The following is a 26,400-nucleotide window of genomic DNA, read 5'->3' as shown; positions in this document are numbered from 1 at the left end:
TCGTATTAATCACAAAGATGATAGTTTGTTAAGCGAGTTTCCCCAGCCAGGTTTTCATTCTTTCTACCCCTTTCTCCAGTTTGTCCATGCTGGTAGCGTATGACAGGCGGATACAGTTGGGTTGCTGGAAAGCGCTGCCGGTAACGGTAGACACGTGTGCCTTGTGCAGGAGATACATGCAAAGGTCGTCTGCGTTTTTGATGTGCGAATCTTCAAATGATTTGTTGAAGAATGCGCTGACATCGGGAAACATATAGAATGCGCCTTCCGGGTCATTTACCTTTAAACCGGGAATAGTTTTCAGGGCTTCATGAATATAGTCGCGGCGTTTTTTGAATTCAGCGACCATTTCCACGGCGGTGGTCAGTTCGCCGGTGAGGGCGGTGATGGCGGCGCGCTGGGTGATAGAGCAGGTAGCAGAAGTGAACTGGCTCTGGATTTTATCACAGGCTTTGGCAATGTCCAGTGGTGCGGCGAGGTAGCCCAAACGCCAGCCGGTCATGGCAAAACCTTTACTCAGGCCATTGATGATGATGGTGCGGTTGATCAGATCACCAAACTGCGCGATGCTTTCATGTTTGCCTTCGTAATTGATGTACTCATATATTTCATCGGAGATGATGAAGATCTCCGGGTGTTTGGCAAATACGGCGGCGAGTCCTTCCAGTTCTTTTTTGGAATATACGGAGCCGGTGGGATTGCAGGGGGAGGAGAACATGAACAGCTTTGTTTTTGGTGTGATGGCTGCTTCCAGTTGCTCCGGTGTAATTTTATAATTGTTTTCGATACTGCAGGGAACAAATACCACTTCGCCCTGGCAGAGGCTCACCTGTTCGGAATACGTAACCCAGTAAGGAGTGGGGATGATCACTTCATCACCGGGGTTTACGATGCTGAGCACTGCATTGGCCAGGCATTGCTTGGCGCCTGTGGACACTACTATCTGTTCCGGCGTATAGTCAAGACCGTTATCTCTCTTTAATTTGTGTACTACTGCCTGTCTTACGTCCGGATAGCCAGCCACGGGTGTATAGTGTGTAAATCCTTCATCGATCGCTTTTTTGGCGGCTTCGCGGATATGTGCCGGGGTGTCAAAGTCCGGTTCTCCGATGCTGAGGTCTACAATATCTATACCCTGGGCTTTCAACTCGCGGCCGAGTTTAGCCATTTTAATTGTTTGCGGCTCGGAAATCCGTGACAGCCTGTCTGCTAGTTGATTCATATCATTACATTGAATTGACCGGAACAAACGTACAGAAAAAAACCAGATAATACATGGAAAGATCGTTCCAGGCTGCTGTACAAACGCAGAACGGGCCGGATAACCGGCCCGTTCTGCGTTTTATGTTGCTTCTTTTTACAGAAGTGTATTATTGTCAGTATAAACTGAAGATAGCGTTGGTAACCAGTTTGTCGGTACCGGTACTTCCTTTAACGCCTACGATGTAAATAGTATAGAAGTTACCTGCGTTGAAACTACCAACACGGAGGTCAGTACTGCTTGCAGTAGCAAGTACAGTGCTCGTACCGGCTTCCTTGATGCTGATCGCATTGTTTACGCTGAAGCTGTTGAACAGTTTGAAAGCGCTGGCAGAAGATACATCGCCGTTAAAGTACACACGGTTGCTGTCGATTTTTTCAGTACCGATGTATACATCTACCGGGCCTGCGTTTGCGCTCAGGTTGAAGAAACGGATACCGATTTTATCGCGGCTGTAGTTGGATTGATCTGTTTTGATAATAGCAGATCTTATAGGGGCTTTATCCCAGATCAGGTAAGTATAGTATTGTGTGGAGTCGAAATTGTAAGTAGTGGTGGTCATCAGGCTGTCGCCTCCTTTCTTCTTCAGATCAAATTTGTGCAGGCCACCGTAAACAGCGTACCGGGCGTAGAAATTGAAGTTGAATTCAGTTTCAGTTACTTTCTGATCGTTATCATAGAAAATACCTGGAATCATGCTGGTGGAACTGCCCAGTATTGAAATCTGTGCCTGTGGTCTTGGTGGTGTGTAATTATTATCGTTCTTCAGGCAGGAAGATAGTCCGATGATTCCTGTTAACAGGGCCACAACTGCCCATACGCGATTTTTCTTGGTTAGCATTTTGCTCTCAGTTTTTAAATTGTGTTATTGATCGGTTGTTTTTTTATCATTTGGTTCAAAACGGGCCAGGTCAGGTAAAATGCGCTTTTTACGTTGTACCTCCGATTCATAAATTACTTCGCCCAGTGCTTTGAGAAAAGGTTTGCCTGTTTTTTCAAAAGCCGGTTGATCATCTCCCAATACACCAGTAGTATTTACAAAAACACTGGCAGACAGCAGGAACTCTGTTTTACTGGCAAAATCTACAATATATGCTGTATCGGTCAGAAATCCGTATGCCCATCCTGGTTTGTTGAAAATCCTGATGTGTTCCGGTATCCGGCTATTCCGGTCACCTCCAAAAAGCAAAAACCTGGTATATGCCTGATAGTATTGTTCCGGGTCATAAACCGGATCTGTTGATTCTTCCGGGTGCTGGGACATACATCTGTACAAAAAAAGGTAATCGTTCCCTGTTAAACGGAAACGTTGACGATTTGTTACAGCCCCTGGAAAAATTATGCTGCGCATGATATCATGTAAGCTGGAGAGGGGCAGTTTATTGCGGTGGGAGAAGTTCATGGGCTGGTGCTCGAGGTGATCGAGGTGATTATACCAGGCTTTCCCGGCAAAGTCTTCCCGCGGGGAAAACTCCAGGCGGCTGTAGCCCGGAGGTTGCTGGTAGAGGATCCTGTTCCCTTCCCGGAAGCTGACGGCATTGGTGTGCCTGTTGGCTTCTTCATACAGGGGAAGCCCCACCCGGTGGCGGATCTGGGCCTGGGTATATCCCATTTCCCATAACCGGCGGTTAAAAGGCTCCTGCCCTATAAACTCGTAGAGGCGGTTATAGGCATCGTTATCGCTGATAAGGAATATTTTTTTTATATAATGGGCCACAGACGGGAGGCCGGAAGCGGCGGAATGGTCGTGGCGCACGCCGGTATTGACATCCGGGAGCGGCGCCGTAAAGAAAGGCGTGTTGCGGTCGAGACCGGGGATCTGCAGATCGTTCAGCTTTTCCAGTGCCAGGGCCACTGCCGGCAGTTTTACCGTGGAGGCAGGGTAGAAGTATGTTTCCGGTGATACACCATAGTAATAGTCCGAGAAGTGCGGCTGCTGCTGTTCGTCCCGGTCTATGCGGGTAAAAATCACCTGTAAACGGTAAGAGGAAGGATCGCTGAATACGGCGCCTAACCGGCTTTTTTGACTTTTCAGCAAAGCTTCCAGAAAATTATCTGTTGCCGGATAATGTTGGGTTTGCATATATTTGTCGTTGTTATGGATTGTAAAGCAAAGGAATATATTTAAAAAGACCAGAATCCGGGAGCTGCAGATTTAAAAAAAGTGTGCCAACCAACCTGTAAAGTCAGGCGCATATTGATTTTGCGTGTCTTTTAACAAGGACTTTAATATATCGATTTAAATTCTATCTTTGCAACTCTTAAAATTTTTTTTTATAAACCCGAAACAAACAGTATGCAACTTAAAGGACTGGTAAGATTTTTTGCCATCGCACTGATCCTTATCTCTTTGTACCAATTGTCCTTCACGTTTTTGGTGCGGAACTATGAGAAGAAGATAGAGCAGCAGGCCGAGAACGATGTGGCCAAGCAATACCCTACACCTGAAAAGAAATATCCAGGCAGTTCGGAACTGCAGGGCTTCTACTCAGATACCCTCAAAGGGTTTATTAAACAGAGGAGACAAGAGATTGTGGACAGTACCAGCAGCACAAAAATTGCAGGCTTTCCATGGAATGTCACCTATACCAAGGCCAAAGAGAAAGAACTGAATCTCGGTCTGGACCTGGTAGGTGGTATGAACGTAGTACTGGAAGTAAGCGTGGAAGATGTAATCCGCGCATTATCCGGTCAATCCAAGGATGCTGCTTTTAACAAAGCGCTGGAAAGGGCAAATGAGCTGAAGAAAACTAACCAGGCCGATTTTGTTACTTTGTTCGGACAAGCATACGCCGAGGTAGCACCACAGGGTAAACTGGCTTCTATTTTTGCGAATGCCTACCAGAAGGATATTACCTTCAATTCTTCCAATCAGCAGGTGCTGGACATGATCCGTAAGGAATCACGTGTTGCCATTAAGAATACCTATATCGTACTGCAAAAACGTATTGATAAATTTGGGGTGGCACAACCTAATATCAGCCTGGATGAAAATAAAGGACTGATCTCCGTGGAACTCGCCGGTGTTGATAACGCCGCCCGTGTACACAAATACCTGCAGGCAACTGCGAACCTCGAATTCAGGGAAGTATACAAAAACTCTCCGGAGTTTATCCAGAATGTATTATCCCCGATGAACGACGCCATCAGGAACGCTAAGGCCGCTGTTACTGCCGCTCCTGCCGCTACGCCGGATTCAGCTGCTGCTGCTACCGCCGCTACTGCGAAGGATACCAGTAAAGATGCCAGCCTGACAGACTACCTGTCTAAAAAAGATACCAGCAAAAATGCCAGCAAAGAACTGCAGCTGAAAGAACAACAGGCACAGAACCCGCTGTTCATGGTATTATTCCCTAACGTAGACCCACAATCCGGTTCAGTTTATCCGGGTCCGTCTATCGGAAGAATCTTACCAAAAGATACGGCTACCTTTAACCGTTACGTGGAACTGCCTGCTGTAAAATCGATCCTGCCTAAGGACCTGGTATTTGCGTTTGGTGCTGAAAATAAAGAAGATAAACACGGTCCTTTAGCAGTATACGCGCTGAAAGTAAATCCGGCCAGCCCTGAACCCCGTGTTGGTGGCGCAAGCATCGTTGATGCCCGTCAGGATATGGACCAGAACAACCAGCCGGAAATCAGCATGACAATGGATAACGAAGGCGCCCACCAGTGGAAGAAACTGACCGGTGAACTGGCTCCTGCCAATCCAAAAGATCCCGCTACATTTAACTACGTGGCAGTAGTGCTCGATAACATCGTTTACTCTGCTCCTTCCATACAGGGTGAAATTGCCGGTGGCCGTTCCTCTATCAGCGGTAGCTTTACCATTGAAGAAGCGAATGACCTCGCCAACATCCTGAAATCCGGTAAAATGCCGGCTCCTGCACAAATTGTACAGGAACAGATCGTAGGACCTACCCTCGGCGCTGAATCTATTGCTGCCGGTGCTAAATCCTTTATGATCTCCTTCGGAATCATCTTCGTACTCATGCTGGTGTATTACAACTCAGCCGGCTGGGTAGCTAATATTGCACTGGTACTGAACCTGCTGTTTACCTTCGGCATCCTGGCTTCTATGGGTGCTACGTTAACAATGGCCGGTATTGCCGGTATGGTACTCACCATCGGTATGGCGGTGGATACCAACGTAATCATCTTTGAAAGGATCAAGGACGAACTGACGCATGGTAAATCTTACCACGATGCGGTAGCAGACGGTTACAAACGTTCCTATGCACCGGTACTCGATGGTCACGTTACCTCCCTGCTCACCGCCTTCATCCTGTTCTACTTCGGCTTAGGTCCGGTACTGGGCTTCGCTACCACACAGATCATAGGTTTGTTCCTGTCCCTGTTCTGCGGTATCCTGGTTTCCCGTATGGTAACTGATTTCTGGATGAAGAGAAAAAGACATTTTGAATACTTTACACCTATTTCCCGTAAAGTATTTAAACATGCTGCTTTTGATTTCGTAGGCAAACGTAAATATGCTTATATCATCTCTGCTGTTGTAATGGTGGCAGGTGTTTCTTCCTTCTTCCATGGTTTCGACCACGGTATTGATTTCTCCGGTGGCCGTAGCTATACCGTTCGCTTTGAGCATCCGATGAACCGCGAAGAAGTGGCAGATGTACTGAAGAAAGAATTTGATTCAGAAGTATTCGTTAAAACAATTGGCAGCACCAACCAGCTGAGCATCACTACTGCTTACAAAATTGAGCAGCAGAGCCTGGCGGTTGATAAAGAAGTGGCTGATAAATTATACAACGGCCTGAAGAAGTTTTATGATGCTTCTGTAACGCCTGATGTATTTACTTCCCGCTACATCGTGGGTTCCCAGACGGTATCGCCTACCATTTCCGATGACCTGCGTGCAGGTGCGGTAAAAGCAACGATCCTGTCTATTGTGGTGATCTTCCTGTACATCCTGTTACGTTTCAGCAAGTGGCAGTACTCTATCGGTACTATCTTCTCTTTGCTGCATGACGTACTGGTTACCCTGGCAGTATTCTCCTGGTGCAGATCTTTTGTACCGTTCACACTGGAAATTGACCAGCACTTTATTGCTGCGATCCTGACGGTGATTGGTTTCTCCATGAACGATACCGTGATTGTATTTGACCGTATCCGTGAATACTTCAGGACCGGCGCTCATGGCCGCGACAGGGATACCGTGATCAATAAAGCGATCAACGATACCCTGAGCCGTACCATTATGACGTCGCTGACAGTGTTCCTGACCATCCTGATCCTGTTTGTATTTGGTGGTGAAGTAACCCGCGGTTTCGCCTTTGCGATGCTGATTGGTGTGATCACCGGTACTTACTCTTCTATCTTTGTTGCGGCGCCTGTACTGGTTGACTTCGACAAGAAGAATCAGCTGGCCAATGAAAGTGAGTCAGTAGAAGTAGTTGCCAAGAAAACGGCTTCTGCTACCAAATAAGTAAGATCTTACTGAAATAATGTTTGATAAATAAAAACCTCCTGGCTTGCCAGGAGGTTTTTTTGTGAAGTATATTTCAGGGAGATGTTGATCAGCTGGCCGGCTGCCTGAATACAAACCCGGCGGCATCGCTTCCCTGCTGATAATCTATTTCCATACCCATGAGGTACATACCATGTGCTTTTTTCATAATCACGGGGATACCGGATATATCAAACAGGTCGTCGTCTTCCATGAGGGCATCAAAGCCTAACATATAGGCAACACCCGAACAACCTCCGCCCTTTACGCCTACCCGGAGGTAGGGGGCTTCTGTATTGCCCTGTAACAATTGTTTCACTACTTCAGCAGCACTGGCCGTAAGTTGAATGGGAGATCTGTTCGCGCTATCCATTATCCGTATTTTTTTCAAAGTTAGGGAAAACCGCGGGCGGTTTTGCTACCCGGTATACCCAAGGTAAGTGAGGAGTGCAATTCACACAAAGATGCGGCATACATGGGGTAAACCGGAGGCATCCATGCCGTATACACGCCTTTGACGTGGACTTGAAGCGCAATTACTTTGCTGTGGCCAGTTCCAGGAACTTTTTATGAAGGGCGAGCACCTGCGGGATCACCATATGTTGTTCGTCGTTATGGATCACATAGTCGCTCAGGCGCATTTTAATGGTTTCATCGATTTGCTTGTACATGCGTGCCAGCACTTCGTTGCGGGTTACGTTGTCGCGCTTCATTACGCGGTGTATGCGCAGTGGCTGGGGGGCAAAAACGGCGATTACCTTATCGAGGTGGTGGAAGGATTCTGTTTCGAAGAGGAGAGCGGCCTCTTTCAGTACGTAGGGCGTGGTTTGTTGTTGCGCCCAGTTGTCTGAATCCCGGATGGTGGCCGGATGTACGAGGGAATTGAGGAGGGCGAGTTTGTCTTTGTCGTTGAAAACGATATTTCCCAGGAGTTTGCGGTTCAGTGTACCATCGGCATTATATATTTCTTCGCCGAAGTGGTGTTTTACCTGTGTGGCCAGTTCAGGGTCGCGGACCATGATATCTTTGGCCCGGTCGTCCGCGTAATACACGGGAACGCCCAATAATTCGAATATTCTACTAACGGTGCTTTTGCCGGAGCCAATGCCCCCGGTAATTCCAATCTTTAACATAGCCCCAATTTATAAAAAAATACGAACTACCCATATGAATTACGGAGTTACGGGCAGATGCCGGGGAATAGATCCGCGAATATCATCTGTCTGTAACTCCGTAAACAGTAATTACTTTGATTCGTAATTCTTATTTGGTTTCAGCCGCTTTTTGCTGAGCGGTGGTGTATTCCATGCTGATAGCAGAGCGTTCGATGGTAAAGCTGGTGCCTGGGCTCACTTCCATCAGAACGGTGTTATTGTCGTTCATTTTCTTCACTTTACCGTGAATACCGGCGATAGTGACGATTTTATCACCTTCTTTCAGGTTATCGATAAATTGTTTCTGCAGTTTTGCTTTTTTAGTTTGAGGCCTAATCATGAAAAGCCACATAACGACAATCATACCGCCAAAAAACAGGAAAGAAACCCAGGAGTTACCACCGCCTTGGGCACCGCCCTGAGGCGCCATTAATAAAATGTTCAGGATGTTCATCTCTATAATTGATTTAATAGTTTAGTCCGGACTACTTGGTAATGATATTGCATTGGATCTTAGGTCCTACCACATAACCGTCTTTATTGTTGATTTTAACAGAAATTTCTTTCTCGGTATAGCCTGATTTTCCGTGGCTGTCGAAAATAACCTTCATATAGCCGGACTGACCGGGTTTGATGGGTTCTTTTGGCCATTCCGGTACGGTACAACCGCAGCTGGAAATGGCATCTTCGATAAGCAGCGGGCTGGTGCCTGTATTGGTGAATTTAAAGGAGTACTCTACTTTTTCACCTGCTACAATCTCTCCAAAGTTATGCACCTTTTCTTCAAAGGTGAGCGCGGAGGACTGGCCAGCTTCGTTTTTTTGTCCGTTACCGGCTGCCTCTGCAGCGGTATTATTTTTGGCACTATTGTTACAAGCCGCTACCAGCAGGCTTCCACAGGCGAGTAAACAGAACAGTTTTTTCATGGCATTGCTATTTTACCGTAAAAATAACTTTTCCCACTTACTTTTTCGGACGGTCCTGTTTCAGTACCAGTTGTTCTTTTTCCAGGTCTTTCAGAATGTTATCCAGGATACCGTTGATAAACTGGCCACTCTGAGGTGTGCTGTAGGCTTTCGCCAGGTCTATATATTCGTTGATGGTTACTTTGGTAGGAATGGTAGGGAAGTAGAGGAATTCGCATACACCCATTTCCATCAGTAACATATCTACTGCAGCGATACGTTCAGAATCCCAGTTTTGCAGTTTGGGCTTGATCAGTTCGAGGCAGTATTCTTTTTTGTCGATTACGGTGAGCAGGAGTTCCTTTGCATAATCAAGTTTTTCTTTACTGATCAGCTGCAGGAAATTGAAGAGATGCGGCTTATTGAAATAGTTATTGATCAGAATGCCCATCATTTCTTCGTCGTCGCCCCAGTGGAGGAAGGTATCTTCCATGTGTTGGAGGAACGGCTCGCTTTTCGCCAGTATTTCTTTATAGATGAATTCCAGTATTTCCTTTTCACCTGCTTTGGTACGGCTACCTTCTGCTGCGTAGGCTTTGTAGGTATCTGTAAGCACCAATTGGTTATAAAGCTTTCTGAGCAGATCATCATCTGTTTGCAGCTTCATTTTCCATTGTTCCAGGTTTACCTGGAACCCTTTGTCGCTGGTTATCTGGTAAATAAACTCATTTCCTGCAATTTTGGTGTTCACCTGCAGGTCCTCGGCAGAGGGTAAGTGTTTGGAAGCACGGGCGTGCGCATCAATTTCGGCGTATTGTGCTACCTGTACCACTGAGTTAAGTAAGTAGGTAAAGATCTGACAGGTTTGGTCCAGCTTTTCGTTTAAAAGTCTGGTGGCCGTGCCTGGCTTAATACTGCTTTGCTCCATCGTTTCCAGGGCGTAAAGTGTTTGCATTACTTTTACCCGGATGTTTCTTCTACTGATCATCTTATAAAAAAGAACTGGTATAAGGGCGCAAAACTAGAGAAAAATTTTCATATTCATGGATTTTGATCGCAAAGGTGTTGGCACGGGTACCGTGCAGGGGGAAAACAAACCGGCCCCGGAAGGGGTGTTGGTGTTCCCGGACCTACCTGTTCTGTCATTTTTTCGGGTTGCTTGTCATGATTTGTCAGTATCAAAGCAAGTCGATACCTTCGTGACCTGTAAATTTGACCCGAAAACCGCGTTGGCACAATTCTCGTGGACGGAAGAAACAAAATCACAAACATCTTTTTTAAATAAAAACTACTATGGCTAAACAATTAAGTATTAAACCTTTAGCTGACAGGGTAATCGTGAAACCTGCAGCAGCAGAAGAGAAGACAGCTGGTGGTATCATTATCCCCGATACCGCAAAAGAAAAACCTGTGAGAGGCACCGTGGTGGCTGCCGGACCTGGTAAAAAAGATGAACCGATCACTGTAAAGGTAGGTGATACTGTACTGTATGGTAAATATTCTGGTCAGGAACTCCCTATCGAAGGCGAAGATTACTTAATCATGCGTGAATCTGATATCCTGGCGATCGTTTAAGAGCTGTCTGCGATATGAATTAATTCCTAAAAGAAAAATCTCAAAGTATTATGGCAAAACAAATTTTCTTCAATATAGACGCCCGCAACAAGATGAAGAAAGGCGTTGACACCCTGGCTGATGCCGTTAAAGTAACCCTGGGCCCTAAAGGCCGTAACGTAGTGATCGAGAAAAAATTCGGCGCTCCTGGTGTAACTAAAGATGGTGTTACAGTTGCAAAAGAAATTGAACTCGAAGACGCAATCGAAAATATGGGTGCGCAGATGGTGAAAGAAGTAGCTTCCAAAACTGCTGACCTGGCAGGTGATGGTACTACTACTGCTACCGTTCTGGCACAGGCTATCATCGGCGATGGTTTGAAAAACGTAGCTGCCGGTGCTAACCCAATGGATCTGAAACGTGGTATCGACAAAGCTGTGAAAGCAGTTGTTGAAAACCTGAAAAAACAATCCGAAAAAGTTGGTAACGATACACAGAAGATCGAGCAGGTTGCTTCTATCTCTGCCAACAACGACAGCGAAATTGGTAAACTGATTGCCCAGGCAATGCAGAAAGTAACCAAAGACGGTGTTATCACTGTAGAAGAAGCAAAAGGTACTGATACTACTGTTGAAGTAGTAGAAGGTATGCAGTTCGACCGCGGTTACCTGTCTCCTTACTTCATTACCAACAGCGAAAAAATGCAGGCTGAACTGGCTAATCCTTATATCCTGATCTACGATAAGAAGATCAGCACCATGAAGGATATCCTGCACATCCTGGAAAAAGTGGCTCAGCAGGGCGCTCCGCTGGTAATCATCTCCGAAGATCTGGAAGGTGAAGCACTGGCTACCCTGGTGGTAAACAAACTGCGTGGTACCCTGAAAGTTGCTGCTGTTAAAGCTCCTGGCTTTGGCGACAGAAGAAAGGATATGCTGCAGGATATTGCTACCCTCACCGGTGGTATCGTTATCAGCGAAGAACAAGGTTACAAACTGGAAAATGCTGACCTGACTTACCTCGGTAAAGCTGAATCCATCACTATCGATAAAGACAATACTACTGTTGTAGGTGGTAAAGGTGAAAAAGACGCAATCCAGTCCCGCATCGGACAGATCAAAGCGCAGATCGAAGTAACTACTTCCGACTACGACCGCGAAAAATTACAGGAACGCCTGGCTAAATTAAGCGGTGGTGTGGCTGTACTGTATGTTGGTGCTGCTACTGAAGTAGAAATGAAAGAAAAGAAAGATCGCGTAGACGATGCTTTACACGCTACCCGCGCTGCCGTTGAAGAAGGTATCGTTCCTGGTGGTGGTGTGGCTTACATCCGCGCTATCGAAGCCCTGGAATCACTGAAAGGTGCTAACAACGACGAACAGACCGGTATCTCCATCGTTAAACGCGCTATCGAAGAACCATTACGTCAGATCACTGCCAATGCAGGTATCGAAGGTTCTATCGTAGTACAGAAAGTGAAAGAAGGTAAAGCTGATTTCGGTTTCAACGCACGTACAGAAGTTTTCGAAAACTTACTGGCTGCCGGTGTTATCGATCCAACTAAAGTTACCCGTATTGCACTGGAAAATGCTGCGTCTATCGCTTCTATGCTGCTGACTACCGAATGTGTAATCGCAGACAAACCGGAACCTAAATCTGCTGCTCCGGCTATGGGCGGTGGTGGCCACGGTATGGGCATGGACTACTAATATTCATGATAATCATAAAAACTCCTGCGGACCTGGTTCTGCAGGAGTTTTTTTATGCGGATCACCTTTCCGCTGTAACTTTATCATAAGATTTCCGTTTAACAACGAGATAGTAAACAGCAGCGGATGAACACAGTTGTAAAAATAATTTGCGCAAGCCTGCTTTTAATCCTGGGCGCCTGTTCAAAGAAAAGCAGTTCGGACGAGCTCAGAATGGACGGGGTAACGGAAAACGCCATCCAGCGGTACCTGCATGAGCACAATGAAACCGCCATCAGGGACGTTTCGGGGCTTTATTACCGGGTAGATGTCCCGGGAGACAGTACCCATTTCGTGAAAGCGACTTCTATTCCCACCGTTATTTATACCAATTATTTAGTTACGGGGGAAGTAGTAGGCACCTCATTAGGACCCACCGATTTTGATCACAGGATGCTTAAAAACCATATCCCGGGCTGGCAGATAGGGCTCCAGAAAATTTCCCAGGGGGGTAAGATCCGGTTATATATCCCGTCTGCCCTGGCCTACGGCTCCGTGGGGGTTAACGGTATTATTCCACCTAACGCCATCCTCATTTCTGACCTGGAACTGGTAAGTATCCGGTAGATGTATTATCTTATGCCAATTGTATTTTCACCTTTTAATTATACTAAAACTGAAACCAAACTGTATGAAGAAAGTTTTTCTGTTGGGAGGATTATTCCTGTTAGTGCTTGCCGCCTGTTCAAAAAAAGATGATGCACCTGCCTACGACGCTATCGCACAGTATGATGCTGACTCCGCAAAAATTGTAGCCTATATCGCTGCTAATAATATCCCCAATGTACAACACGATCCGCGTGGTCTTTTTTACCAGATTGTAACCAAAGGAAGCAGTGATTCTGTGAATGCTGCCGCCAATGTATGGGTATCCTACAAAGGCCAGTTGCTGGATAAAACGGTTTTTGACAGCAGCGACAGCGCCAGATTTGACCTCGATAAAGTGATCACCGGATGGACGATTGGTATTCCTAAAATCCGCAAGGGTGGAGAGATTAACCTGATTATCCCTTCCATTTATGCTTACGGCCCTTCCGCTTACCCTAAGATTCCGGCGAATTCCGTGTTGGTATTCAACGTGAAACTGAAAGACTTTGTGAATAAATAATTGAAGAAGATATAACATGAAGCGGTACCGGTTCTGCCGGTACCGCTTTTGCATTTGTATTATTCCCCTGCTTTCCGTTAATTTTACAGATAAATAAAAAATTAGTGGCACACGAATGTATTTCCGTATTTGACATTTTCAAGATAGGCGTTGGCCCTTCCAGTTCACATACCTTAGGTCCGTGGCGCGCAGCACTGCGTTTCCTGGATCAGCTGGAGCTGGATGGCAAACTGGCGGCTGTTAGTAAAGTACAGGTATTATTATATGGCTCCCTTGCCAAAACAGGTCATGGGCATGGCACCGACATTGCCGTTCAGCTGGGCCTTTGCGGCGATGATCCGGTAACTTTTGATGTGAACCAGATCAATCCTAAAATGGATGATATCCGCCGCAGCCGCAGGATGAAAATTGCGGGTAAATATGAAATAGATTTTGACCCCGTTGAAGACATTGATTTCCTTTTTGAAGAATCCCTTCCGTTTCATCCCAATGCGCTTACTTTCCTGGTTACCTTACTGGATGGTGAACAGCTGGCTTCCACCTGGTATTCTATCGGTGGCGGTTTTGTAGTGCAGGAAGGAGATGCCGGCGGCGGCGCCCAGCAGGTAGACCTGCCTTTCCCGATAGATACTGCCCGCCAGCTACTGCAATGGTGCATTAAAACCGGGTATAGCATTTCTGAGCTGGTGATGGAAAATGAACACGCCTGGCGCCCGGAAGAAGAAACCCGGCAAGGGCTGTTAAATATCTGGCGCGTAATGCAGGAATGTACCTTCCGCGGATGCCATACCGGCGGGGAGTTGCCCGGCGGACTGAAAGTTGGCCGCCGTGCGGCAGTGCTCAATAAAAAATTACTGAAAGGCCGTACCTATACTGATTATGCATCCTGGATTGACGCCATCAGGGCGGGAGGAGAGCATTTCAGCTATACGCTCGACTGGGTAAGCTGTTTTGCACTGGCCGTAAATGAAGAGAATGCATCGTTCGGAAGAGTGGTAACGGCGCCTACTAATGGAGCTGCAGGCGTAATTCCGGCAGTTTTGCAATATTTCATCGCTTTCTGCGATGGTTTCCATGAAGAAAAGATCCAGCAGTTCCTGCTCACGGCTTCTGAAATAGGCAGCATCTTTAAAAAGCGCTCCACCATTTCCGCAGCAATGGGCGGTTGCCAGGCAGAGATAGGCGTATCTTCCGCGATGGCGGCGGCAGCCCTCACCGAGTGCATGGGAGGTTCCCAGCGCCAGGTGCTGATGGCGGCGGAAATAGCGATGGAACACCACCTGGGCCTCACCTGCGACCCTATCGGCGGACTGGTGCAAATCCCCTGCATTGAGCGGAATACAATGGGCGCCATCAAGGCGATCACCGCATCACAACTGGCGCTGCAAAGCAATCCTGAGCTGGCAAAGGTTTCCCTTGATGCCGTGGTAAAAACCATGTGGGAAACAGCACAGGATATGAATTCAAAATATAAGGAAACTTCCGATGGAGGGCTGGCAGTGAATATTCCTATCAGCCTGCCGGAATGTTAAAAGATATCAGATAACGAATTACAGATTTAAAAGCAGATTACGGCGAATATCGGTTATAATATAAGGAAAGAACCATATTTTCGTTTATACGTTATCATCATCTGCTTAGATCCGTAATTCGTTATTTTTTATGCGTGTTATCCTGGCCATTACTCTTCTTTCTTTTTCCTTTTCTTTATCGGCGCAGCAATTCGGAGGTAATCCGCCTTCGCTGAAATGGCAACAGATCAACACGGATACGGTGCGGGTAATTTTCCCCCATGGTATGACCGCACAGGGAGAACGGGTCGCCAACCTGGTTCACTATCTTAACCGTTATACCCGGTCTTCTATTGGTGGACTTGAAAAAAAAGTAAATATTGTATTGCAGAATCAAACGCTGCAATCCAATGGCTATGTGCAATTAGGCCCCTTCCGCTCTGAATTTTACCTGACGCCACCGCCTAATTCACTTGACCTGGGCTCCCTTAACTGGGTAGACCAGCTGGCAGTGCATGAGTACCGGCACGTATTGCAGAATATGAACTTCCGCCAGGGAGTATCCAAAGTGTTTTCTATCCTCGGCGGGCAGCTCGGACAAGCGGCGGTTACCAATATAGCAGTGCCCAACTGGTTTTGGGAAGGCGATGCCGTGGTGATGGAAACGGCGCTAACGCCGCAGGGACGTGGCCGGCTCCCGGGCTTCTTTGATGGCTTCCGTGGCCTTTCCCTGGCAGGTAAACATTACGCCTATATGAAAATCCGCAATGGCTCGTATGTTGATTATGTACCCGACCATTATCCGTTGGGATATATGATGACTACTTACGGCCGGGAACACTACGGACAAACATTCTGGAAAGATGTTACCAGTGACGCGGTTCGTTTCCGTGGCGTGTTTTACCCATTGTCGCACAGCCTGAAGAAGAGAACAGGGATGAATGTAACCGGCTTTTATAATGCGGTGCTGAAAGAGTACCAGCCGCTGTGGAATAACTATGCTTCCCGGCCCGACACTACACCGGCGCAGCCTTTACTGCCGGTAGCCAAACCCGTAACCAACTACAACTACGTATACAGTGCAGGCAATAATGAATGGGTGATATTAAAAAATGCCTGGAATAAAGTGCCCGGTATTTACCGGTTAAATGCTTCCGGTGAAGAGCGTTTGCTGGTACGCCCCGGCATCGTATACGATGATTTTTTCAGTTACCGCAATGGCCGCGTGGTATGGGCTGCCGCCCGTTTTGACGCGCGGTGGGGCTGGAAGAACTTTTCCGTGATCCGGGTGTGGGATAACGCTACCGGGCATACGAAAACTGTCTCCCCGAAGGGGAAATTCTTCTCCCCGGATATCAGCGAAAATGGTGAGCGGGTAATAGCAGTGGCTACCACTACAGAAATGAAATACAGCCTGCAGTTGATCAACACACGTACAGCGACGGTGGAAAAGCAGTTGCCCAACCCGGAAAACTGGTACTATACTTATCCCCGTTTTGCTGCCGGAGAACAGGCCGTGATCAGTGCAGTAAGAAATAATAAGGGAGAGATGGCGCTGGTGCAGCAGTCGCTCGCTACAGGCGAAAGCACGATGCTCACGCCTTTCAGTTATACCGTGATGGGAATACCGGTAGTGAGCGGAGATACAGTCTATTTCACCAGTGGCCTGAAAGATGTGAACAACGTATATGCGATTACGTTAGCCGATAAAAAAACGTATGAAGTTACCGACAGGGGAAACAGTGCGCTGCATATGGCTGTGGATCCGGCGGGCGACAGTCTTGTTTTCAGTGAATTTACCGTAAAGGGATACAAGCTGTATCACGCTGCATTGAATAAGGCTGGGTGGGAACCTGCAGATGTGAGTAAAGACGGGCGCAGCGCCTGGCTGCAGCCTCATTTTAAAGAAGGCGGCAATATCCTGGATCTGACGCATGATTCCCTGCCGGTGAAAAAATATCCGCAGTTTACCCGTCCGTTTAACTTCCACAGCTGGGTGCCATCTTTTAATGATCCGGATTACAGTATTTCACTGATCGGGGAAAATATATTGAGTACTACATCTACCAGTATCGGCTATACGTACAACAGGAATGAAGGTAGTTCAGACATCGCGGCAGGCTTTACTTTCGGTGGATGGCTCCCGGTGTTATCTGTTGGTGCCGACTATACCATTAACCGTAACGGGCTGGATCAGAACCGGCAGCGGGTGTACTGGAATGAGGCCACTGCGCATGTGGGTGTCAGTATACCACTGAACCTGTCGGCAGGGCTTTACAGCCGTAGCTTATCTTTCGGTAGTAATTACAATATCCGTCATCGTTACCTGGACAGTAAGTATAAAGGAAATGACCTGCAGTTCCTGACTAACACCATCATCTTTAATAACCAGCGGACCAAAGCGGTACAAAATATTTACACGCATTTCGGTCAATATGTGGCGGTACAGTACAACAGTTCTGTGTCGGGTTTATATGCAGAGCAGCTGTATGCGCGGCTGGATCAGTATTTACCGGGGTTATGGCAAAATCATAACCTGGTATTGCAGGGAGCTTATCAGCAGCGTGATAATGCGTTCAATTATACTTTCACAGATAATTTCGTATATGCGAGAGGGTATAATACGCCGTTGTATACGAGTATTTATAAGCTGGGAGCCAACTATCATTTGCCGTTGGTGTATCCCGACTGGGGCTTTGCGCAGATCCTGTATTTTAACCGTATCCGCGCTAATTTGTTCTACGATTACAGTATGGCTAATTTCTCCCGTAACAATGTGGATATGAATATGCGCTATACTTCTGCCGGTACCGAATTATTTTTTGATACGCGCATAGGTAATGCACTGCCCTTTACGTTTGGCGTGCGTTTCAGTCATTTGTTTGACCAGGACCCGGTAGACAATGCACAGAACCGGGTTGATTTTATTATACCGATCCAGCAGTTGTTTAATTATTAGGAAGATGGATTACTTAACGTTGATCTGAAGGGCAGGGGCTTTGTAGAATTTCTCTTCCGCATATTTGATGATGATTTCGTCGAAGTACAATACATCGCCGGTTTGCAGGGTTTCCTTCAGGTTTTTGCTCCAGGCGGCGGGGAGGGCAGCTGCTTTGAAATTATCTCCTGTAAAATCTTTGTATATAGCGGGTTGCCCGGTAGTATCGTTAAGATAGGGTTCATGTCTTTCATAAGTAAAAGCAAAAGAGAGCACCGGGTATTTAATATTCTTTTCGTCCCGCACGATCAATGCGGAGTCCAGTAATTTGATGACTTCACTTTTTGGTAGCGTATCGCTCAGGTAGATGCCCCAGCTGCTGCGGAGTTTCATGGGTCTTTTGCTGGTTACGGCAGTAGCCGGTTTTTTTGCGGATTGCGCAATCACCGGTGTAACAGCAGTGGCTAATAAGAAACTAAGTAACAGATGTTTTTGCATGATAGTACCGGGATGTAAAAAAAATCGCCCGGTATAGTAACGACCGGGCGATCCTAAAAATTATAAGGACTTTAAACTTTCCTCGATGACAGCAATCTTTGCTTCGGCATCTGCTTTTTTCTGACGTTCTGCGTCTACGGCTTCTGCTTTTGCGTTTTGTACGAAGCGCTCATTACTGAGTTTCTTTTCTACAGACACCAGGAATCCTTTCAGGTATTCGAGGTCTTTTGTGAGTGCTGCTTTTTGCGCGGTGGTGTCCAGCGCGGTTTCTGTACCCAGGTAGAATTTATCTTTCTGGATCACGAGGGTAATGCAACCTGGCACGGGTTCCTGTACATAGTGAATTGCTTTTGCATTCACCTGTTTGGCGAGCATGCCTTCAATTTGTTTGAATGCATTATCGTGTTTGGTTTCTATGTGCAGTACGATCGGATCTTTTGGTTTTATCTGGTGTTTGTTACGTGCATCGCGGATGCTGCTGATTACTTCTTTCGCCAGCAAACCTTCCAGCAGCGTAGCGTGTACCGGCGCCTGCGGTGTGGTAAACTGTTTCATCATCAGGGAATCGTCTTCTGCGCGTGTGGTGAGTTGCTGGTATATTTCTTCTGTAATAAAAGGCATATACGGGTGCAGCAGCTGCATCAGTTGTTCGAAGAAGTAAACGGTTTTGCGGTAGATGGAAGCAGGGATGGGTTGTTCAAAACCTGGTTTTGCCCATTCGAGGTACCAGCTGCAGAAATCGTCCCATACCAGGCTGTAGATGGCTTTGAGCCCTTCGCTGAGGCGGAAGTCTTTATGCAGGGAAGCCACTTCGAGCTGTACTTCATTCAACCTGCTTTCAAACCATTTCACGGCGAAGTTATCAGCTGCGGCGTTGGCAGCGCTGTCATCTTCCTGGCGTTGTTCCCACATTTTCACCAGTTTGAGGGCATTCCATATTTTATTACAGAAGTTACGGCCCTGTTCACAGCTGGAGTCATCGTACAGGAGATCGTTACCTGCCGGTGAAGAGATCATGATACCAAAGCGTACCGCATCGGCGCCATAGGCGTGGATAAGTTCCAGCAGATCGGGGGAGTTGCCGAGTTGCTTACTCATTTTACGGCCTTGCTTGTCGCGTACCATTCCGGTGAAGTATACGTCGCTGAAGGGTTTCACTTCTTTGAATTCCAGTCCGGCCATGATCATACGGGCCACCCAGAAGAAGATGATATCCTGTCCGGTTACCAGCACCGAAGTAGGGTAATAGTAATTGATATCTTCATTACCCGGTTGGGAGATGCCGTTGAACACTTCCATTGGCCAGAGCCAGGAGCTGAACCAGGTATCCAGGCAATCCTGGTCCTGTGTGAGTTCGGTTGCGGTGATGGTGATGCTGCGGGCGGCAAACTGCTGTACTGCTTCAGCGGCGGTGGCGGCTACTTCAAAAGAGCCGTCCGGCGCATACCAGGCAGGGATTTGCTGTCCCCACCAGAGTTGGCGGGAGATGCACCAGTCCTTTACATTTTCCATCCAGTATTTGTAGGTAGCCAGGAAGCGGTCGCCGGGATGGATTTTTACATCACCGTTCACTACTGCGTCCAGGGCGGGTTTGGCCATTTCTGCCATTTTTACAAACCACTGGGTGGAGATGCGTGGTTCCACTACCGTGTCGGGGTTACGCTGACTGTAACCGAGGCGGGTGGTATATTCCTGTTCTTTAACGAGCAGTCCTTCTTCTGCGAGGGCGGCTACTACTTTTTTGCGGGCCACGAAGCGGTCTTCCCCTACAAATACAACGGCGGCGGCGCTGAGTGTGCCATCATCGTTGAGGGTATCCACAATTTCCAGGTTGTGTTTCAGGCCCAGGTTATAGTCGTTGATATCGTGTGCGGGTGTTACTTTCAGGGCGCCGGTACCGAATTCTTTATCTACGTAAGTATCAAATATTACCGGAACGCGGCGGTTTACCAGCGGTACGGTAGCAAAATGACCTTTCAGGTGGGCGTATCTTTCATCTTCCGGGTTTACGCAGATGGCGGTATCGCCCATGATGGTTTCCGGGCGCTGTGTGGCGATGGTGATATATTCGCCGGTTGGCGTGCCGTTGGCGTCCGTGATGGCGTATTTCACATGATAGAGCTTACCCTGGAGGTCTTTATATTCTACTTCCTCGTCGCTCAAAGCTGTTTTGGCTTTGGGGTCCCAGTTGATCATGCGGGCGCCGCGATAGATTACTCCTTTCTTATAGAGGTCTATGAAAACGGTGATCACTGCTTTATAGTAGTGATCGTCCATTGTAAAGGTAACGCGGTCCCAGTCGCAGCTGCAGCCGAGTTTTTTTATCTGGTGATAGATGATATCTCCATATTTATCTTTCCATTCAAAGGCATATTTGAGAAATTCTTCGCGGGTGAGCTGGGATTTTTCGATGCCTTTCTCCTGTTTGAGCATATTTACCACTTTTGCTTCTGTGGCAATGGAGGCGTGGTCGGAGCCTGGAACCCAGCAGGCGTTGAAGCCGCTCATACGAGCCCGGCGTACCAGGATATCCTGTACGGTTTCATTGAGGGTATGGCCAAGATGGAGGACCCCGGTGACGTTTGGAGGAGGGATGACGACAGTAAAGGGTTGGCGTCCGTCCGGTTTAGAGCGGAAGTAGCCTTTATCCATCCATTGTTGGTACCATTTTTCTTCAACCGTTGCAGGCAGGTAATTTTTCGAAAGTTCCATGCTATTCATAATATAAGGTTGCAAAAATAACGGAGATTAAGGAGAGATGGAAATTTAAAGGGCAGGAATAGTTGCCCTTTAGCTTATGCCATCTCTGCGATGATTTCGCAGGTTTGTGCAATCATTTCCGGTGTAACATCGAGGTGGGTGACTATTCTGACCTGTGTTGGAGAAATGGGCATTACGAGGATTCCCTGTTTTTTGAGATAATCCGCGAAGAGCTGCGGCGTCCAGTCGCCCGTTACTTCAAAGATGAGGATATTGGTTTCCACGGGGAGCATGTGGCCAGTGAAGGATTTTTCCAGCAGGGCCTGCGCCAGTTGTTTGGCGTGGAGGTGATCTTCTGCCAGCCGGGCGATATTGTTTTCCATCGCATAGATACCGGTAGCGGCCATGAAGCCGGCCTGCCGGAGGCCGCCGCCGAGTTTTTTACGGATACGCCTGGCGGCTTTGATAAATGTTTCGCTGCCGAGCAGTACGGAGCCCATCGGGCATCCCATTCCTTTATTAAGGCAAACGGAGATGCTGTCGAACAGTTGTCCGTATGTTTTGGGATCCTGGCCGGTGGCTACGAGTGCATTGAAGAGGCGGGCGCCATCGAGGTGCAGTGCGAGGCCATGTTGTTTACAGACGTCGCCTATTTTCACCATTTCTTCCCAGTCGTAGCAGCATCCGCCGCCGCGGTTGGAGGTATTTTCGAGGCAAACGAGGCTGGTGCGGGCTTTATGCACATCGTCGGGGTTGATGGCCGCTTCCACCTGGGTGGCGCGGATCATGCCCCGGTCGCCGATGAGGGCGTGTACCTGGGCGCCGGAGTTGAAGGCGATGCCGCCTCCTTCATAAATATATACGTGAGCCAGATTACTGCAAACCACTTCATCCCCCGGCAACGTATGTACTTTAATGGCGATCTGGTTACTCATTGTGCCGGAAGGGCAGTACAAGGCTGCCGGTTTGCCAAAGTATTCTGCCATCATGGCTTCCAGTTTGTTGATGCTGGGATCTTCACCGAAAACGTCATCACCGGTTTCTGCCTGCAGCATAGCCTGTAACATGCCAGGGCCGGGACGTGTAAAAGTGTCGCTTCTAAAGTCAATCATTTTATTGAAAAATTTGCAACGGCTTAACAATTAAATTAGTTAAGATGTTAATTTAAATATGATTCTTTATCAATTGTTAAAATTTGTATAAACCAACGCTGTACAGGGACTAAAGCACTATAAAATTCCGTTATAAAACTGTACTTTGTTATATGGCTGGCAAATATAAGAAGGATTTGGTAGAGTGGTTGGTTAGCACGATCTTTGCAGACTTATTTTGAAACAAAACAATAAAGCGCGGGAAACTTTGTAAGTTAATAATTTTAAAAGTTCCGAACAAAAAATTTCTTTCGCTGTTATTTATTTATAAACCAATACAATTTTTCATATGAGGCAACTTAAAATTGCCACCCAGATCACCAATCGTGATTCGCAGGCGGTAGAAAAGTACCTGCAGGAAATCTCGAAGATCCCTTTGTTAACACCTGAGGAAGAGACCGTTTTGGCGCAACGCATTAAAATGGGCGATCAAAAGGCTCTTGAAAGATTGACTACAGGAAACTTACGTTTCGTTGTTTCTGTTGCGAAGCAGTATCAACACCAGGGCCTTAGCCTGAGTGATTTGATTAATGAAGGTAATCTCGGCTTGATCAAGGCGGCACAACGTTTCGACGAAACCAAAGGTTTCAAATTTATCTCTTATGCAGTATGGTGGATTCGCCAATCCATTCTGCAGGCGCTGGCTGAACAGGGTCGTCTTGTTCGTCTTCCGCAAAACAAAATTGGCACCTATAATAAAGCTAACAAAGCTTACATGGCATTTGAACAGGAAAACGAGCGTGAACCTTCTACCGAGGAACTCGCAGAAATCCTGGAGATGTCTGAATCAGAAATTAACAATATCTTCCAGAGCAACACCCGCCACATGTCATTGGATGCACCTGTGCACGAGGCAGAAGACGTAGCAATGGGCGACCTGCTGGAAGGTGGAGATATTACTGATGATGACGTGATGAGAGATTCACTCCGCGAGGAAATACGCCGGGTATTAAAATCCCTGAGCCCACGCGAAGCTGAAATTGTGAATGCTTATTTTGGTCTGGATGGTGAAAATGGCGCAACAATCGAACAAATCGGTCAGAAATACGATCTGACTAAAGAAAGAATCAGGCAGATTAAAGAACGTGCTATCAAAAGGCTGCAGAAAGCCCGCTATAGTGGCGCCCTGAAATCATACCTGGGATAAAATACCTTTATTCATTGAGTTAACATTAACGAAAGGATAAATCTACTAATCCTCTTTATTCTATAAGAACACCGGCCTTGTAAATACATGGCCGGTGTTCTTATTTAGTAAACACCCCTTATTTTTGCACTCATGCGTATACCGCTTTTCTTAATCCTGGTTACTCTGCTCTTTGCCGCCTGCGAGAAAGATGTAAGTGTTAACCTGCCACAACAGGAACCACAACTGGTAGTGGAAGGCAGATTTGAAAATGGGTCCTATCCGCTGGTAATTCTCACACACAGCCTTAACTATTTTTCACAGATAGATCCGGCAGTATTAACGAATGCCTTCGTTCACAACGCCACCGTCACCGTTTCTGATGGCAGCAAAACCATGACACTAAAGGAACGGGTGATAGATACCGGCAACATGAAGTTCTTTGTATATCTGCCAGACCTTACCCAGCCGGCGAACAACTTCACCGGAAAAGTGCCGGGCACCTATACGTTACACATCAACGCTGACAATAAGGCATATGAATCTGTGACAACTATACCGCCGCGCGGAATGCAACTGGACTCCATCTGGTGGACATTAGTAACAGTTGATGACTCCACGAAAGCCCGCTTATGGGTGAAGATCACGGATGCTCCCACATTTGGCGACTATGGAAGGTATTTTACAAAGCGCAACAGTGAGCCATACTTACCCGGACTGAATTCTGTGGTAGATGACCAGCTGGTGAACGGCACAACATTTGAAATTCCTGTGGACGCCGGGGTGAATAAAAATCTGAACCCGGATGACAGGCCCGATGAGTTCTTTGAACCAGGGGATACCGTTACCCTGAAGTTTTGTAATATTGACAAAGCAACCTGGGATTTCTGGCGAACACTGGATTTTGCCTACAACAGTAATGGCAATCCATTTTCATCGCCCACAAAAATACTCGGGAATGTACCCGGCGCATTAGGCTACTGGGGCGGCTATACAGTAACCTATAAAACAATTATTATTAGCAGGTAATTATACATACAGCAAACAAAATGGAAAACAAGCAACAAGAGCATGTGCATTTATTGATCATCGGTTCCGGCCCCGCCGGTTATACCGCTGCTATTTATGCTGCAAGAGCCAATCTTAAACCAGTATTATACCAGGGCATTCAGCCCGGCGGACAATTAACCATCACCACTGAAGTTGAAAACTATCCCGGTTACCCGGAAGGCATTCAGGGTCCGGAAATGATGGTGGATTTTGAAAAACAGGCTGCCCGCATGGGGGCCGACATCCGTTATGGTATGGCTACTTCCGTGGATTTCAGTAAACAACCTTATAAAGTAACTATCGACGAAGAGAAGGAAATTACTGCCGATGCGATCATTATCGCTACCGGCGCCTCTGCCAAATGGCTGGGACTTCCTTCCGAGCAACGTTTGAACGGTAGCGGCGTGAGTGCCTGCGCTGTTTGCGACGGATTCTTCTTCCGTGGTAAAGAAGTGGCTATCGTAGGCGCCGGTGATACCGCTGCTGAAGAAGCGCTTTATCTCTCTAAAATGTGCAGCACCGTGCATATGCTGGTGCGCCGCCATGAAATGCGTGCTTCTAAAGTGATGCAGGACCGTGTGCTGAAAACTTCCAATATCATTGTATACTGGAATTCTGAAACAGATGAAGTACTGGGAGATAAAAAAGTAGAAGCACTGCGTATCCTCAATAACAAAACAGGCGAAAAGAAAGAAATACCTGTAAGCGCGTTCTTCGTAGCTATTGGTCACCAGCCTAACTCCGGTATCTTTAAAGACTACCTGACACTGGACGACCAGGAATATATTGTTACAGAACCAGGCACCAGCCGTACCAGCGTGGAAGGAGTGTTTGCCTGCGGCGACGTACAGGATAAAATTTACCGTCAGGCGGTAACTGCCGCCGGCAGCGGATGTATGGCCGCACTGGATGCAGAAAGATACTTATCAGCGAAAGAACACCACCAATAATAAACAAGGTAATGAGTAATGGATTTACAGGGAAATCATTCCTGTAAATCCGTTATTTGTTATCCGTAATTTCCTTTTATGCTTACTATCGCCCTCGAACAGGCTACCTTCTACGCTTACCACGGCTTATACCCGGAAGAAACCATCATCGGTAATCACTTTGTACTGGATGTGGCAGTTCGTATACCCGGTACCGTGCCCGTAGATGATTTGTCTGAAACGGTTAACTACCAGGGCATTTATGAAATAGCAAAGGCCGTGATGGCCGTTCCGCGCCCTTTACTGGAAGAAGTGGTGTATGAATTAACCGATGCACTCAAGCAACGGTATCCCGGTATCCAGCACAGTACTGTGACCCTCCGCAAAATGAATCCGCCTATGGGCGCTACTGTCCGTAACTCACTTGTTTCTTTGGAGAAGGACTACTAAGGCACTATTTTTTGGGATATGTATGATGTTTCCGTAAATTTATAGCTATAAGTTAATCAACAAATTCTTACGCTGTAAAAACCTGTCCTATGTTGAAACGGATCATGGCAGTTTGCTTTTTATTATCAGCGGTACTGTATGTACAGGCCCAGAGTGCCAGTGAAATGGTAGCAGAAGCCAGGCAGCTGGAGAAACAGATGAAAGAAAGCGAAGCATTTGAAAAAGATAAGGAAATCCTCAAAATACAGCCTTCCGAACTGGACGCATTGAACCAGGCCAGCCAATTATGTTCCCGCATCGGCAACCGGCAGAAAAGCAAAGACGATAAGATCAGTTATTTCAATCTCGCTAAAAGCTATGCGGAGCAAGCGCTTAAAGTAAATCCAAACAGCCCGGAATCCAATTTGTCGATGGCCATTGCAATGGGCCGCATGGCGCTGATTTCCGGTGCCAAAGATAAAGTAGCCGCTTCCAAAGAAGTGAAGAAATATGCAGAACTGTCTATCAAGTTCAACCCCTCCCTGGCGCAGGGCTATCATGTTTTAGGTAAATGGAACTACGAAGTGGCCAACCTGAATGCCTTTGAAAGAGGCGCAGCAAAAATGCTCTTTGGCGGTTTACCGGATGGTTCGCTGGCCAATGCTATCAGCAACTATGAAAAGTGCCGGCAGCTGGATCCCGCTTTTATCCTCAACTATTACGAACTGGCCCGTGCCTACAAAGCAGACGATCAGCAGGAAAAGGCTATAGAAGTATTAAAGAAAGCGCTGACGCTTCGCAGCATCACCCAGGATGACGCCAGCATCAAAGCGGATTGTAAGAAAATGCTGGATGATCTGCAATAAAGAAG

Annotated in this window: 24 protein-coding genes; 13 read left to right on the top strand and 11 right to left on the bottom strand. The window is 47.0% G+C overall.

Annotation, left to right across the window (positions count from 1 at the left end; translation table 11 throughout):
* Window positions 1-28 precede the first annotated feature (28 nt).
* The 3 genes from V7S65_RS11080 to V7S65_RS11070 all read right to left on the bottom strand — a co-directional run bounded on the left by V7S65_RS11080 (window position 29) and on the right by V7S65_RS11070 (window position 3,344).
* Complete coding sequence (locus V7S65_RS11080) at window positions 29-1,222, bottom strand: pyridoxal phosphate-dependent aminotransferase (RefSeq protein WP_111579022.1); 1,194 nt, start codon at window positions 1,220-1,222, stop codon at window positions 29-31.
* Between the two features lie 154 nt (window positions 1,223-1,376).
* The gene (locus tag V7S65_RS11075) at window positions 1,377-2,102 is read right to left on the bottom strand and encodes a DUF4397 domain-containing protein (protein ID WP_111579023.1); all 726 of its coding nucleotides are present in this window, start codon (window positions 2,100-2,102) and stop codon (window positions 1,377-1,379) included.
* 24 nt (window positions 2,103-2,126) lie between these two features.
* Window positions 2,127-3,344 carry a serine hydrolase gene (locus V7S65_RS11070; RefSeq protein ID WP_336387104.1) on the bottom strand — a complete coding sequence of 406 codons (1,218 nt, stop codon included), beginning with the start codon at window positions 3,342-3,344 and terminating at the stop codon, window positions 2,127-2,129.
* A 213-nt stretch (window positions 3,345-3,557) separates the two neighbouring features.
* On the opposite strand from V7S65_RS11070, the gene secDF reads away from it, so the two are divergent.
* Window positions 3,558-6,707 (top strand): protein translocase subunit SecDF, encoded by a 3,150-nt coding sequence (gene secDF, locus V7S65_RS11065; protein WP_336387105.1) that lies wholly within the window; start codon window positions 3,558-3,560, stop codon window positions 6,705-6,707.
* Window positions 6,708-6,798: 91 nt separating this feature from the next.
* Here secDF and V7S65_RS11060 read toward each other — a convergent pair whose 3' ends face one another.
* The 5 genes from V7S65_RS11060 to nusB all read right to left on the bottom strand — a co-directional run bounded on the left by V7S65_RS11060 (window position 6,799) and on the right by nusB (window position 9,775).
* A complete protein-coding gene (locus V7S65_RS11060; RefSeq protein WP_079473331.1) occupies window positions 6,799-7,101 on the bottom strand; it encodes a HesB/IscA family protein in 303 nt (100 codons plus the stop codon).
* Between the two features lie 163 nt (window positions 7,102-7,264).
* Entirely contained in the window at window positions 7,265-7,861 is a 597-nt protein-coding gene (gene coaE, locus V7S65_RS11055) for a dephospho-CoA kinase (RefSeq protein WP_336387106.1), read from the bottom strand.
* 130 nt (window positions 7,862-7,991) lie between these two features.
* Window positions 7,992-8,336, bottom strand: a complete 345-nt coding sequence (gene yajC / locus V7S65_RS11050) for a preprotein translocase subunit YajC (RefSeq protein ID WP_079473333.1) — start codon at window positions 8,334-8,336, stop codon at window positions 7,992-7,994.
* Between the two features lie 31 nt (window positions 8,337-8,367).
* Window positions 8,368-8,808 carry a DUF1573 domain-containing protein gene (locus tag V7S65_RS11045; RefSeq protein WP_079473334.1) on the bottom strand — a complete coding sequence of 147 codons (441 nt, stop codon included), beginning with the start codon at window positions 8,806-8,808 and terminating at the stop codon, window positions 8,368-8,370.
* Between the two features lie 37 nt (window positions 8,809-8,845).
* Entirely contained in the window at window positions 8,846-9,775 is a 930-nt protein-coding gene (gene nusB, locus V7S65_RS11040) for a transcription antitermination factor NusB (protein ID WP_079473335.1), read from the bottom strand.
* Between the two features lie 55 nt (window positions 9,776-9,830).
* On the opposite strand from nusB, the gene V7S65_RS11035 reads away from it, so the two are divergent.
* From V7S65_RS11035 to V7S65_RS11005, 7 genes are all read left to right on the top strand, one after another.
* Window positions 9,831-10,088 carry a hypothetical protein gene (locus V7S65_RS11035; protein WP_111579027.1) on the top strand — a complete coding sequence of 86 codons (258 nt, stop codon included), beginning with the start codon at window positions 9,831-9,833 and terminating at the stop codon, window positions 10,086-10,088.
* Complete coding sequence (locus V7S65_RS11030) at window positions 10,081-10,362, top strand: co-chaperone GroES (RefSeq protein WP_079473337.1); 282 nt, start codon at window positions 10,081-10,083, stop codon at window positions 10,360-10,362. Before V7S65_RS11035 ends, V7S65_RS11030 begins: the two co-directional genes overlap by 8 nt.
* 50 nt (window positions 10,363-10,412) lie before the next feature.
* Window positions 10,413-12,050, top strand: a complete 1,638-nt coding sequence (gene groL, locus V7S65_RS11025; RefSeq protein WP_079473338.1) for a chaperonin GroEL — start codon at window positions 10,413-10,415, stop codon at window positions 12,048-12,050.
* A gap of 126 nt (window positions 12,051-12,176) precedes the next feature.
* A complete protein-coding gene (locus tag V7S65_RS11020; protein ID WP_079473339.1) occupies window positions 12,177-12,656 on the top strand; it encodes an FKBP-type peptidyl-prolyl cis-trans isomerase in 480 nt (159 codons plus the stop codon).
* A 64-nt stretch (window positions 12,657-12,720) separates the two neighbouring features.
* A complete protein-coding gene (locus tag V7S65_RS11015) occupies window positions 12,721-13,197 on the top strand; it encodes an FKBP-type peptidyl-prolyl cis-trans isomerase (protein WP_336387108.1) in 477 nt (158 codons plus the stop codon).
* A gap of 104 nt (window positions 13,198-13,301) precedes the next feature.
* Entirely contained in the window at window positions 13,302-14,729 is a 1,428-nt protein-coding gene (locus V7S65_RS11010) for an L-serine ammonia-lyase (protein WP_336387109.1), read from the top strand.
* A gap of 130 nt (window positions 14,730-14,859) precedes the next feature.
* Window positions 14,860-17,667 carry a hypothetical protein gene (locus V7S65_RS11005; RefSeq protein WP_336387110.1) on the top strand — a complete coding sequence of 936 codons (2,808 nt, stop codon included), beginning with the start codon at window positions 14,860-14,862 and terminating at the stop codon, window positions 17,665-17,667.
* 9 nt (window positions 17,668-17,676) lie between these two features.
* Here V7S65_RS11005 and V7S65_RS11000 read toward each other — a convergent pair whose 3' ends face one another.
* From V7S65_RS11000 to V7S65_RS10990, 3 genes are all read right to left on the bottom strand, one after another.
* A complete protein-coding gene (locus V7S65_RS11000) occupies window positions 17,677-18,144 on the bottom strand; it encodes a hypothetical protein (RefSeq protein WP_079473343.1) in 468 nt (155 codons plus the stop codon).
* 60 nt (window positions 18,145-18,204) lie between these two features.
* Window positions 18,205-20,856 carry a valine--tRNA ligase gene (locus tag V7S65_RS10995; RefSeq protein WP_336387111.1) on the bottom strand — a complete coding sequence of 884 codons (2,652 nt, stop codon included), beginning with the start codon at window positions 20,854-20,856 and terminating at the stop codon, window positions 18,205-18,207.
* An 83-nt stretch (window positions 20,857-20,939) separates the two neighbouring features.
* Window positions 20,940-21,956: a threonine aldolase family protein gene (locus V7S65_RS10990; protein ID WP_079473344.1), complete on the bottom strand. Its 1,017-nt coding sequence runs from the start codon at window positions 21,954-21,956 to the stop codon at window positions 20,940-20,942.
* A gap of 328 nt (window positions 21,957-22,284) precedes the next feature.
* On the opposite strand from V7S65_RS10990, the gene V7S65_RS10985 reads away from it, so the two are divergent.
* The 5 genes from V7S65_RS10985 to V7S65_RS10965 all read left to right on the top strand — a co-directional run bounded on the left by V7S65_RS10985 (window position 22,285) and on the right by V7S65_RS10965 (window position 26,395).
* Window positions 22,285-23,142, top strand: coding sequence for a sigma-70 family RNA polymerase sigma factor (locus V7S65_RS10985; RefSeq protein WP_012793808.1), 858 nt, complete (start codon window positions 22,285-22,287; stop codon window positions 23,140-23,142).
* A 132-nt stretch (window positions 23,143-23,274) separates the two neighbouring features.
* Window positions 23,275-24,150, top strand: coding sequence for a DUF4249 domain-containing protein (locus tag V7S65_RS10980; RefSeq protein ID WP_336387112.1), 876 nt, complete (start codon window positions 23,275-23,277; stop codon window positions 24,148-24,150).
* 20 nt (window positions 24,151-24,170) lie between these two features.
* Complete coding sequence (trxB, locus tag V7S65_RS10975; RefSeq protein ID WP_079473346.1) at window positions 24,171-25,121, top strand: thioredoxin-disulfide reductase; 951 nt, start codon at window positions 24,171-24,173, stop codon at window positions 25,119-25,121.
* Window positions 25,122-25,199: 78 nt separating this feature from the next.
* Window positions 25,200-25,550 carry a dihydroneopterin aldolase gene (folB, locus tag V7S65_RS10970; RefSeq protein ID WP_079473347.1) on the top strand — a complete coding sequence of 117 codons (351 nt, stop codon included), beginning with the start codon at window positions 25,200-25,202 and terminating at the stop codon, window positions 25,548-25,550.
* A gap of 89 nt (window positions 25,551-25,639) precedes the next feature.
* Window positions 25,640-26,395: a hypothetical protein gene (locus tag V7S65_RS10965; protein ID WP_079473348.1), complete on the top strand. Its 756-nt coding sequence runs from the start codon at window positions 25,640-25,642 to the stop codon at window positions 26,393-26,395.
* The last annotated feature ends 5 nt before the right edge of the window (window positions 26,396-26,400 follow it).

Source organism: Chitinophaga sp. CCNWYY40, from assembly GCF_037483205.1.
In the GTDB taxonomy this organism is placed as follows: Bacteria; Bacteroidota; Bacteroidia; order Chitinophagales; family Chitinophagaceae; genus Chitinophaga; species Chitinophaga ginsengisegetis.
This window is presented reverse-complemented; position numbering and strand designations above follow the sequence as displayed.